This is a genomic window from Blautia sp. ZXY-1-C6 (genome assembly GCF_056339875.1).
This window is the reverse complement of the sequence record NZ_JBWJVQ010000014.1, coordinates 1-10,536: the sequence shown is the minus strand read 5'-3', so window position 1 is coordinate 10,536 and position 10,536 is coordinate 1. Positions and strand designations below refer to the sequence as shown.

General features: G+C 35.9%; 12 protein-coding genes. All 12 read right to left on the bottom strand.

The features are described 5' to 3' along the window. Positions 1–1,002 (bottom strand): hypothetical protein (locus AC075J_RS00575; protein WP_476389837.1); only part of this gene is annotated, 1,002 nt, incomplete at its 3' end. Positions 1,003–1,247: 245 nt separating this feature from the next. Beyond that, positions 1,248–2,369, bottom strand: a complete 1,122-nt coding sequence (locus AC075J_RS00570) for a hypothetical protein (protein WP_118409663.1) — start codon at positions 2,367–2,369, stop codon at positions 1,248–1,250. Positions 2,370–2,376: 7 nt separating this feature from the next. Beyond that, on the bottom strand, positions 2,377–2,721 hold the full coding sequence (locus AC075J_RS00565; RefSeq protein WP_118409662.1) for a hypothetical protein: 345 nt from the start codon (positions 2,719–2,721) through the stop codon (positions 2,377–2,379). Positions 2,722–2,918: 197 nt separating this feature from the next. Continuing rightward, a complete protein-coding gene (locus tag AC075J_RS00560) occupies positions 2,919–3,617 on the bottom strand; it encodes a sugar transferase (RefSeq protein ID WP_347457724.1) in 699 nt (232 codons plus the stop codon). Positions 3,618–3,769: 152 nt separating this feature from the next. Continuing rightward, positions 3,770–4,921, bottom strand: coding sequence for a glycosyltransferase (locus tag AC075J_RS00555; protein ID WP_182466112.1), 1,152 nt, complete (start codon positions 4,919–4,921; stop codon positions 3,770–3,772). A gap of 7 nt (positions 4,922–4,928) precedes the next feature. Continuing rightward, positions 4,929–5,417 carry a VanZ family protein gene (locus AC075J_RS00550; RefSeq protein WP_118409660.1) on the bottom strand — a complete coding sequence of 163 codons (489 nt, stop codon included), beginning with the start codon at positions 5,415–5,417 and terminating at the stop codon, positions 4,929–4,931. Positions 5,418–5,494: 77 nt separating this feature from the next. Continuing rightward, complete coding sequence (locus AC075J_RS00545) at positions 5,495–5,659, bottom strand: hypothetical protein (RefSeq protein ID WP_182466111.1); 165 nt, start codon at positions 5,657–5,659, stop codon at positions 5,495–5,497. Between the two features lie 320 nt (positions 5,660–5,979). After that, positions 5,980–6,627, bottom strand: a complete 648-nt coding sequence (locus tag AC075J_RS00540) for an SLATT domain-containing protein (protein ID WP_182466110.1) — start codon at positions 6,625–6,627, stop codon at positions 5,980–5,982. 480 nt (positions 6,628–7,107) lie between these two features. Then, the gene (dprA, locus tag AC075J_RS00535) at positions 7,108–7,869 is read right to left on the bottom strand and encodes a DNA-processing protein DprA (protein WP_476389836.1); all 762 of its coding nucleotides are present in this window, start codon (positions 7,867–7,869) and stop codon (positions 7,108–7,110) included. Further along, positions 7,869–9,413 carry a YifB family Mg chelatase-like AAA ATPase gene (locus AC075J_RS00530; RefSeq protein ID WP_118409657.1) on the bottom strand — a complete coding sequence of 515 codons (1,545 nt, stop codon included), beginning with the start codon at positions 9,411–9,413 and terminating at the stop codon, positions 7,869–7,871. The genes dprA and AC075J_RS00530 overlap by 1 nt, the downstream gene beginning before the upstream one ends. Further along, the gene (locus tag AC075J_RS00525) at positions 9,398–10,048 is read right to left on the bottom strand and encodes a transposase (protein ID WP_118409656.1); all 651 of its coding nucleotides are present in this window, start codon (positions 10,046–10,048) and stop codon (positions 9,398–9,400) included. The genes AC075J_RS00530 and AC075J_RS00525 overlap by 16 nt, the downstream gene beginning before the upstream one ends. 26 nt (positions 10,049–10,074) lie before the next feature. Then, positions 10,075–10,374 (bottom strand): helix-turn-helix domain-containing protein, encoded by a 300-nt coding sequence (locus tag AC075J_RS00520; RefSeq protein ID WP_055060664.1) that lies wholly within the window; start codon positions 10,372–10,374, stop codon positions 10,075–10,077. Positions 10,375–10,536 lie beyond the last annotated feature (162 nt).

Genomic DNA, 10,536 nt, shown 5'->3' with positions numbered 1-10,536 from the left:
TGTAAGAAGATATACCTTTCTTATAGCATATGTTTTAGGCAAATATTGAATAGTATCAATCAAAAGAGAGTATGCTTCCCTCTCTCTTCCTGTTAATTGATACAGCAAAGGCAAATATACCTTCATTTCCCGTGGCCCTTCAGTATCTAAATTATCTCCAAAATATTCTGATATATGTATCATTTCACTCAGGTAATCAGTTATTGTATTTGTTATATATAAGCGATATCCCAATTTTTTTTCTAAAATATTTTGTATCATTTGAATATACTCATTGTGATCAAGTTGCGCAACTTCTTTTGAATCTATCTTAATCAACTCATCAAGTACATATTCGATTTTATAATAATAAAAAATCCCTAATTCAATTAGGTAATCTACAATCCTCATTCTTACAAAACATTCTTTTGCATTATCTTCATTGTCCATTTCTCTAATATCTTTAGCAGTCATTATTAAATATGGAAACACATTATCTTCCAATTTTTTCATATATTTTAGATTTTTTTGAATCATAGGAAAGTAAACACCCACATTTTTCGGATTACTTCTAGAAATTTTTCTTAAAAATTCAGATTTATAATTTCCCCAAATATAGTTCTGAATTTCTATCATACTTATTGGCGGAATATATTCCCAATCATCTCCAAATTCAGACCACATTGCTTTTACTTCTGCTGCCTCTAGCATCTTTTTTTCATATAATCCATTAGCCAGTTCAATAATCATTTCTCTATCCGGACAACAATTCAATTGATTGTAAAACCATATTTGAATGTTTTCACAACAATAAATATTAACTATTTGACATATTGCAAGCAAAAAATCGTACATTCCATAAGTATTTAAAGATATGAGAAGTTTTTTTAATTCTATGTTTTTCTGTTCAATACACTGACAAATATCTTCCACAGACCATATGCCACCATATCTGTTTAAATCCATAATAATAAAGCCAATTTCTGAACTAACTATTTTTTCATAAAGACTTATTTCTTCCATAAAATCTTTCCTCGTATAATAAGTTTGTAAGTAAGAGAAATCACTTACAGACTTATTTCTTTTTATGGTATAGAGGTAAGGACATCTAAGAGGAATTCCCCTCATCCCTATTCCCATCTATACAGTCAATTGTTGCTGATTTCTCAACTTGTCACTAATCAGATTTGCTCCCATGTCACAGATCTACTAAGTTTTGTCTTTAATTTCCAGCCTGAAATAGCCCTAAAAGCATCTTAGGCTGGAAATTAAGGCAAACCCAAAAGTTTATCAAAATTCAGCAATCCATCTATATCAGTTAAGGCATCATAAATATTATCCCCTCTATTTTCTAATTCTGAAAAACATTCCAGCATAATATTAGTAATTCGCTCCTCATAACGAACTACAGTTTTCTCCAACATCTTGTTAAACTCTTTTTCATTTCCTTCAAAATAAAGTCCTGCATAGTTACGCAAAAATCCAATCCTTATTGATGTCGATGCTTCAAATGACTTCTCTGTTACATACATATGTTGCATAGCTAACAATTGTAGATTCATCATTTCCAAAAACAAAGCCTTTCCCGCCAAAAGTTTACGGTTTAAACTATTCGGGTAATTCTCTGAAACATATGAAAAAGTTAGTGCATATGCAATAGCGTCTGCAAAACATTCTTCCAATATTTCATTGTTTTCATTAACAAGATACCTTTGCTCACGAATTAATTCAACATACTCTTTTGATTTGAATTTTTTTTCATATTCTTCATACAAATCACATAAAATAGCCTTAATATTTTCTAAAAACTGAGTCCACTCTGCATCAGGATTAATGTTTAATATATTTTCGTTATTTTTACGTCCTAACACTTTATAAATCCAATGTCCTAATTCATGTCCAATAACATATCGTTTCTGAATGTCTATGATAAAATCCAACTCCACTTGTTTTTCAATGTTCACATCAAATGATCCCAGAGCAATTTTATTCATTCCATAATATGATACTAAAACCTTGTTATTTTCTAACACTGCATCTTCCGCAAATAACTCATATGAAAGCTTCCAAATATCATGTGCAGACTCCCCATCATCAAGGTAAAGTGCATCAAGTAATCGATTAATCTGATTTAAATGACAATCATATAAGATATAATACTTATAACTATTTTCGTAAAGCCTTACCGGCAAAACTGTGCTGTATTTATTATAAGTATCACATATAATAAATGAAGGCATAAATTCTTCAACATATTGATTTATAATTGCAGACAAACAATCGTTAAATAAAACCCTTAATCTGGTTTCCTCAGATTCTGATAATTCACTGGTATATACACTGCATCTTGAACTCTTAATAAATTTTACAACATTCTCATCAATATTCATAATAGTACTATTTTCCTGATAATAAATCGCTTAATACTTTTTGAGCTTTCTCTTCCTGTTTCTGCTCAATAAGTTCCTTTGCTATTTTCAGTGCCTTTTCTTCATCACCTTCAACCTCAAAGCCATTATCTGAAACCTTTATTTTAATCTTTTTTCTATTTTTTATTAATTCAATGATAATCAGCGTAACCCCCGAAATAGCATAAGGAGCCAGTTCAACTCCTATCTGAACCACAGTATTAAGCTCACTGCTAAACGACTTTGGATTATCAATTACAATACACATATCGGCTAATTCACCGATACGATCAACATACTTTATATCCTCTTTTTCCATTTCAAAAATAATCATATTGATACACACTCCTTTACTATTTGAGCTATAATATTTGTCAGCATCTCACTGTAGAACTCACTGGGATAGGGACAAATATTGATGCATGCACCTTTGTCCACCAGACGTTCCCCATGATGTTGGAAGAAAAGGTATACTTTGCTTTTTCCGGAAAAGGGTGCTCTGAATTTCCGAAACTTCATAAGCATTTAAGTTCAAATTATCATCCGAAAACTACCAAAAAACACTTTCATATCCATTATTAATCCTATATTCTGGCAGTATATACCATCTAGTTTAGCTTTATCCGGGATTTCTAATTTGTCGCGACCATTTATCTGTGCCAGACCGGTAAGACCTGGTTTCACATTATTCGCATGATATTTATCTCTTTCTGATATCAGCACATCCTGATTCCACAAAGCCGGCCGAGGTCCTACCACACTCATATTTCCAATAAAAATATCCCAGAGCTGAGGCAGTTCATCAAGGCTATATTTACGAAGAAACCTTCCTGTCTTTGTAAGATACTGTTCCGGATTATTCAACATATGAGTAGGTATATCATGAGATGCATCCATTTTCATAGAACGAAATTTGTGTAGTTCAAAATACTGTTTATTCTGTCCGATACGTTTTTGTGTAAAAAGAACCGTCCCCGGATCTTCTGCTTTTATTACCAATGCAATTAAGCCCATGAGCGGACTCAATATTACAAGTCCGCCAAATGATAACAATATATCTATTACTCTTTTTGCATATTTCTCATACCAGGAAGGACTATACTCTGAAACACCTGTAACATCAAGATGACCTCTCATGCCATCTGCATTTTCTTTTTCCATGGTATTCTCTATAAAAACAACAGTTTTACCTTCCAGTGGATTTTTCTGTTCCGGTTGATCTTCATACACAGATTCCAATTTGCTCTTTTTCACAATAATATGTAACACGCCAAAAACAATAACCATAATACACGTTATTCGTTTCACTATCTTTTTATTGCCAAACACTTTTTTCCCCATTTCCAAACAATGCCGAGAATATTCAGACCTCAATTCAGGCATCATACAACTTCCCCATATATCCTCTTCATATATTCATGGACAATGCCTATATCAAATTGTTTCATAGTTTCAATATTCGTTTCTCCCATTCCTGTATCAGAAGCGTTCATAATTCTTCTCATACCGTTGGCAAAACCAGATACATCATGACAATCATACAAATAACCACCCCTGCCATCTTCAATTAAATCTGTATTCCCTCTGATTCTGCTGCATACCACCGGAAGCCCAACCGTCATAGCCTCCATCAATGCAACCGGCAGTCCTTCCTGCAGACTTGGAAATACAAATGCATCTGCTACTTGCAGTATTTCCTTCACATCCGCTCTATATCCAAGGAAGAAAATCCTATTCTGCAGACCAAGCTTTAATACAAGTTTCTTTAGTTTTGCTTCCAGTTCACCCAAGCCAACAATCAAATACCTGGCTCCCGGTTCTTCTATTTCTGCAAAAGCACGGATGGCAACCTCATGATTCTTTCTTACAGATAACTCGCCTGCACTCATAAAAACGAAATTATCCGATGTAAGTCCCAGTTCATGCCTTTTAGCCGCCGGATCTATTAGCATATTTCTTAATTGTTCTGTACGCACGCCAACTCCCGGCACATGTTCAATTTTTTTTGCGTTAAATTTCTGTGCAATTTTATAATCTTCCTGATTGATCGTAATAATCACATCCGTAAACTTCGCACAGATTTTTTCTGCCGGATAAAAGAAGAGCCATGCTTTCCAGTCTGCACCTTTAAAAAAGTGAAATCCATGGGCTGTATATATAATTTTTGTTCCAAACTCATTTCTCGACTTCCTGCAGGCCAGACGACAGATTACACCTCCAATCGGTGAATGACAATGTATAATCCTGTACCTGTTCTTCTCAGTCAATTCCCGTATCATATGATATGATGTACAGATTTTCTCTATCTTATCCAACTTTCTCGGAATCGGGATATGATACACACCAATCCCTCTGTTCACCAGTTCCTGTCTGTATTCCTCTACTCTCTCCTGACTTGTAGTAGACCCGGATTCAAAATTAGCTGCCACATCCACATCATATCCCAATTCCAGAAGAATATAGATATTATCCATATTAAATAAGTCATGCATCGAAGCTACCGATGCCACCATTAATGCTCTCGGTTTTATCATACCAGTCTTACACCTTTGTAAACTGCTTTCTTTTTCGATATGATATGACATTGGCCATAACTCCCAACACACATCCAAGTGTATTACATATCACATCATCAGTCTCTGCCCTTCCTAAACAAAAATAATACTGAAAACTCTCAATCGCAACACTAAGTAAAAATCCACTCACCATACATAGAATCCACCTGAATTTATTTTTCCTTATCTTTATTACCTCTGCAACATATGGTATCGTCAATCCGAACGGCAGAAACAATATCACATTCATCAGCAAAGTTCTAAGTGCCTCATTGTTATATGAAATTGTAGTAAGCGTATAAAAAGGACGTAATTCCACTTCTCTGAAACCAACACTTCTGTCCCATAAAGTCATTTTTATGATGAGAAGAAGTGAAAAAGCGAAAGAAAGAATATTAAATTTTTTCCACCATCTATATATTTTGCATTTAGAAAATACAGGAATCACTGTCCATATTGCAATCAAACATAACATTATATAGCATACCTGAAACAACGATAAACTATAAAACCGACTTAAACTGCTCCAAATATCTATCTCAATTCCTCCTTTCAAGAATCCATAATGTTATAATTTACAAAATCACAATCCCCATCCTCCGAAATCACCACTACTAAATGTTTCTCATTTCTGTGACTGTACAAATATTTGACTGCTGAATTATACCTTGCACCTCTTGCCATTGTTGTTCCCTTTGGTGACACTTCTCCATCCATGTCTCATAGGGTCTGACCCCGAGTATTGACTCCGAGTATTTTTTAGTGGAACTCAAATGCAGAGTTCACACTTATCATCAGATGTATTCTTCCAAAACTCCTTGAATTTTTTGCTTATTGATGCGTTTTTTCTCCTTTCAAACCTTCGAATGCTATTTTTACATCTATCATTACAGCTTTGGTTTTCCCATAAAGTAAACCATTCCAAATATCGAAAGAGCCGTAAGTCAGGTAAAGGCTAAAAGGCTTCTTTGCAAAGGAATCCGGGCATCATCAAGGAAACCGGCTGTACAGATGAACTAAAAGCGAGTATCAATTTTTCACATTTTAACCCAAAAACAAATTATAAAAAGAATAACTGGTACAATAACGATTATTCCCTGCCATATATATTGCAAAATAATTTTTAGTTGCTGTGTTAATGGAAAGTTTTCACTTAAATATTCTTTTAATTTTTCTGCTTCTTCTTTATCACTCATCTTTTCTAAACTTTTCTTATAAAAAAAACAATTTATATCATTTTTTTTACATTTCTGTTTTAAAGTACGAAAAAAATCAATCTCTGATCTATATTCCGCTTTTGCTATAATTTTTTCATACTCTTCGCGTTTTTCATTAAGATTACTATCTGTAAGTTCTCTTTTTTTTGATTTTACTTCATTCATAACTCTTTCAGCTATTTGAATTCGTTCAGAATATTTTGCATTTGTTATAATTAGTGAATAAGTTAAAACTACTACAGATAATATTATATTAAAATAGCTTGATATTTTTTCATCAAATATATCAGTAAAAAATTCAGCTGTAAGCGAATACACTATTAAAGCAATGCTATAATATGTAATAATAAAATTCGAAAAAGCCTTTTTTTCTTTTAATCGTTTTAACATATTTGAATAATTGCTTTGGGTTGTATTCATAATATCATATATTTTATTTATATCATCGTAATTTTTTGCTTTCAACATAGTTCCTCTTTTTCTTCTGTTATATTTCTTTACCATCCTTAATCATATGACGTAAATACATCATACTGAATTCTAATTCCAACATTTTTTGTAATATGGAAATATCTCATCTACTCTGTGTGTTAGGATAGTTGTCAGCAGACGGTAGATGCTATATGTTGATTACTATTTTTCATTTACCAGTAAATTTTATATTCAAAATTCAATTCTGGCTTTTGAATACGCCAATGATACAGCGAAAAAAAGTCATGTTCTTTATATATTTTATCTCCTATTAATTACTAGAATCATTCACTTAAATCAAAGAAATGAATAATACATATGAAAAGCCATTATTTAACAGCTTCTCACATATGTTATTCATAGTCTTCGTGTCCTTTAAGGGATTTTATTTATTTATCTTCCTTAATTTCTGTTTTCTACATTTCGTCTGTTTTTTACTTATTATAACAATCTTCATCTTGAACCGCAATGGTTTTTCTATATTTCCACTTTCATTTCCACTTTTCTCCCATATTTCCTGCTATATTCTGCCGTTATCAATGCTCCACTGCCTTTTCCGGCCTGGATTATGATTAATTTATCGGACCAGCTGCTAATCAGGCGGTTTCTTCTGGGGAACGTGTATCTGGATGGTAGAGTTCCGGGTGAGTATTCTGACAGGAGCAGACCTTTTTCCTCTATACATTTCATCAGTTTGTGGTGTTCGCTTGGATAGCAGATATCCAGGCCATTTCCTAATATTGCTATTGTGTAGCCACCGGCATTGAGACATGCAGTATGTGCATAGCTGTCGATTCCTTTGGCCATTCCGCTGACAACTGCAATCCGGGTCTTGGCATATTCTGACGCCAGAAATACCGTTTCCTGTTTTGCTTCCTGGCTGCATCTTCTTGCTCCTACTATTCCAACTGTCTGATCCATTTTCTTGATATTTCCTTTATAGTATAACATTGGTGGTGCATCAGCAGGCTCTCTGGCACGTAAAGGATAATGATCGTCATTCCAGCATAAGATAGAGATATTTTTGCTTTGGCAATCATCCATGATCCTTTTCGCTTTTTCCAATGAATGATTCCTGATGATACTTTCTCTTTGTCTTGCAGACAGTCCTGACATTTCACTTAGGGTTTCATGGTCAGCCTGATAAATCTTTTCCGCATCTCCCAGTTCTTTTATCAGGTATCTGGTTGTAACAGGCCCGATAAATGGTATCTGCGTAAGCCATATCCAGTATATCATTATTTAACCACCACCATTTTACTATTACTTTTGTCCAGTTCCCGGCACGTCAGAACTTTTTCTATATCTTTCTGACGGATTTTTTCTTCTCCGTCCAGATCCGCACTGGTCCTGGCAAGTCTTAAGAGTTTGTGGATCACACGGGCACTATATCCATACTTTTCACTGGTCTCTCTCAGCAGATTCAATGAGTCTTTATCCAGCACACAATATCTCTGTATGAGTTCCGTTGTCATCTGCGCATTACAATTGATCCCTTTTTCCTGCGCATATCGCTCCTGCTGTATCTTTCTGGCTTTTTCTACCTTTGTACGCAATTCTTCCGAAGAAGCCCCTGATTTCTGGTCTGCTATTGCAAAGAAATCTACAGGATGGACTTCTTTTTGTATATCTATCCGGTCCATGATAGGGCCGGAGATCTTTCCCCTGTATTTAATGATCTCATAATCCGTACACTTACATTTTGCACCTGGATAATAGCCACACGGACAGGGATTCATAGCTGTAATAAACATAAAACTGGAAGGAAACGTATGAGTACCGTTCACTCTTGAAATAGATACTTTTTTATCTTCTATCGGCTGGCGTAATGCGTCAAGAGTCCGCCTTGAAAATTCAGCAAGTTCATCCAGGAACAGTACCCCATTATGTGCCAATGATACTTCCCCCGGCATTGCATAGGCACCGCCGCCGATCAGAGCATTCAATGATGCATTATGATGCGGGGCACGGAACGGTCTGTATTTCATCAGGGCATGTCCATTGGGAAGCAGGCCGGAAATGCTGTATATTTTTGTTACTTCCAGACATTCTTCCTCTGTCATTTCCAGAAGTATCGTTGGAATCCTCTGCGCGATCATGGTCTTTCCGCATCCAGGCTCCCCGACCATCAGCATATTGTGCCCTCCTGCCGCAGCAAGAACAACCGCCTCTATCAGCTCATCCTGTCCTTTAACATCTTTAAAATCCAGAACTGTCCCTGATTCTTCCGAACCTTTTTCCTTTTCACCCACATGGATTTCTCCCCCTGATGTTTTTCCTTCAAGACAGCGGATCACGCCTGTCAGATCATGAAATCCCAGAATTTCTACTCCATGCACCAGTCCTGCTTCTTTAAGATTAGCCTCCGGCACGATAATCTTCTTTATTCCTTTCTTCTGGCCGGCAATGATCATCGGCAGAATCCCTCTGCAGGCTCTTAACCTTCCATCTAATGACAGTTCTCCGATAAAGCCATATTCTTTCAGGTTCTTCACCCCTATGTCTCCGTTCTGGCAGAGCACTCCAACCGCCATTGCAAGATCAAAATGAGAACCGCTTTTCTTTTTATCACTGGGTGCAAGACTGATGATCACACGCTTTTTAGGAAAAACATAACCGCTCTCATCAATCGCTGCCTGGATCCTCTCTGCCGCTTCCTTTACAGCCTGATCCCCAAGCCCGATAATCGATATCACCGGCTGTCCCTCCAGCATCTTTACTTCTATATCCACAGGATATCCATCAATCCCCTGAATTGCAAAACTTCTTACCACGGTAGCCATAATTCATCTTCCCCTATCATCTTTCTGATATGCTGTTCCTGAACTATATATTTGTGTCCTATATCTTCCACAAACTCCCTGTATTGATAAATACTGTTTTTAGGAAAGTACGCAAGTGTCTTCTTTTTCTCTGTGATCCCATCATCCGCAATCCCTATCATCGTCCGATAACTGCTCCATAAATAATCTTCCGGATAATCTGCCATCTGTGCTTTTACCGGGTTCAGATGTATGTAACGGCTTGTCTGGAGAAAATAAGCATCTTCTTTTACAAGGCAGGATTTATACCGGCTCTCAAAAACATGCCCTCTGTAACCATACTTATGGTTATAATAAATGGCATAACACTCTGACATATATTTCATAAACTTCCCGATTTCTATATCGCCTGTTTCAAGCAACAGATGGACATGGTTTGTCATCAGACAATACGCATGCAGCCAGCAGTTATATTTACTCAATGATGTCTTTATTATCTGCAACAGTACCTGATGGTCCATCTCATCTTCAAATATTGGTTTTCTTCTCACTCCTCTGTGCATGATATGGTAAATTGCTCCCGGATACCAGTCCCTTAATTTTCTTGCGATCTTTCTCCCTCCATTTCGCTTTGCTATTTTTAATAATAATATCATATATGATTATCCCAAATAAAAATCTGTCAGTCATCACAGATTTTTATTTCAATATGTTTTCCAAGGGCATTCGCATATTTCTCCAGTACAACCAGCGTTGGTACCCTGCCACCGCTCTCAAACCGGGCCATATTCGACGGTTTTATCCCTGTAATATCCGCTATTTCCTGCTGCGTCATTTTCTGTCGGTGTCTCTCCTCCACTAACTGCCGGATTGTTTCCGAAGATCTGCTCAACACCTTTTCCTGGATCTTCTCTGTATATACTTCCAGTCTCTTTTCCCTGGCTTCCTTTTCTGTCAGGTATTCTTTCATGTTCTCCTGCATTTGCCTATCTCCCTATTCCATCTCTGATATCTCATTTACGAGATTTTATCACTTATGATAAGCTTTTACAAGATATTTTATGTTTCTTTTATAGAACTTTTGGTTCTGCTTAATTTTCTTTATATGTATTTCATGGGGTCTGACCCCAATGTTCTTCACTAC